Genomic DNA, 1,429 nt, shown 5'->3' with positions numbered 1-1,429 from the left:
GCCGCGTCGGTGGCGGGCGCCGTCGGCGCGGTGGCGGGTGCCGGGTTCCACTCCAGGAGGTACAGGGAGTCGTCTCCGGCGGGCCGGGTCGCGGCCTTGAGCTGCTCGGGTTCGACGGGCCGCATCGCGAGTTCGCCGATGGTGATGACGGGGGCGCCGGTGGTGTCGGCGATCTGGAAGCCGATGCCGTTGGGACCGACGGGCAGGAGCCGGGCCCGCAGCGCGGAGGCCCCGGTGGCGTGCAGGGTCACGCCCCGCCAGGCGAACGGCAGACGGGGCTTGCCCGCGTCCTCGCCGCGGCCCGTCCCGGGCTTGAAGTCACCGAGTCCCATGGACTGGAGGGCGGCGTCGAGCAGCCCGGGGTGCAGTCCGTACTCCGCGGCCTCGGCCCGGCCGTCCTGCGGGAGGGAGAGGTCGGCGTAGATGTCCTCGCCGAGCTGCCAGGCGCGGGTGATGCCCTGGAACATGGGGCCGTAGTCGAAGCCGGTCAGGGTGGCCTGGTCGTAGAACCCGGCCACCGGGAGCTCGACCGCGCCGGCGGGCGGCCAGGCGGTGAAGTCGTAGCGCGGCAGGGCGTCGGCGGCGTCCGCCGGGGCGAGGACTCCGGTGGCGTGCCGGAGCCAGGGGCGGTCCGCGTCCTGGTCGGCGCCGGCCGGACGGGAGTGCACGGTGACGCCGCGGCGGCCCGTCTCGTCGGCCGCGCCCACCGTCACCTGCATCTGACGGGCCTCGTCCTCGGCGAGGGTGAGCGGCGCCTCGATGGTGAGTTCCTCGACGGTGTCGCAACCGCTGAGGTGGGCGGCGTGGTTGGCCATCTCCACGAAGGCGGTGCCGGGGACGATGACCGTCCCCATCACGACGTGCTCGGCCATCCACGGGTGGCTCCGGGTGGAGAACCGGCCGGTGAGGACGTGGCTGTCGTTCTCCGCCAGGTGGACGGCGGCGGTGAGCATCGGGTGCTCGGTGCCGTCGAGGCCCGCCGAGCCGAGGTCGCCGACCCCGTCGCCGGGCATGGGCAGCCAGTAGTGCTGCCGCTGGAAGGCGTAGGTGGGCAGGTCGGTGCGGCGGGCGCCGGTGCCGGCGAAGACGGTGTCCCAGTCGACGGTGACGCCGTGGCAGTGGGCCTCCGCCAGGGAGGTCAGGAAGCGGTCCGGTCCGCCTTCGTCGCGGCGGAGGGTGCCGAGGACGGCGGCGTCGGTGCCGGTGTCCTCGACGGTGCCCTGGAGGCCCACCGCCAGCACGGGGTGCGGGCTGACCTCGACGAGGACGGTGTGGCCGTCGGCGAGGGCGGCGCGGGTGGCGTTCTCGAACTCGACGGTGTTGCGGAGGTTGTCGTACCAGTAGCCGCCGTCCATCGCCGTCTCGGCGATGTCCAGGAGACGGCCGGTCAGCGAGGAGTAGAGGGGGATGCCGCCGGGCTGGGGCGCGA

The 1,429-nt window shown here is 74.6% G+C and carries 1 protein-coding gene; it reads right to left on the bottom strand.

The window, feature by feature from the left end; translation table 11 throughout:
• Positions 1-1,429: polyketide synthase dehydratase domain-containing protein (locus tag HW445_RS30870; RefSeq protein WP_180224087.1), on the bottom strand; the 1,429-nt coding region annotated here is incomplete at both ends.

This window comes from Streptomyces sp. UH6, assembly GCF_013421635.1.
In the GTDB taxonomy this organism is placed as follows: Bacteria; Actinomycetota; Actinomycetes; order Streptomycetales; family Streptomycetaceae; genus Streptomyces; species Streptomyces abyssomicinicus.
This window is presented reverse-complemented; position numbering and strand designations above follow the sequence as displayed.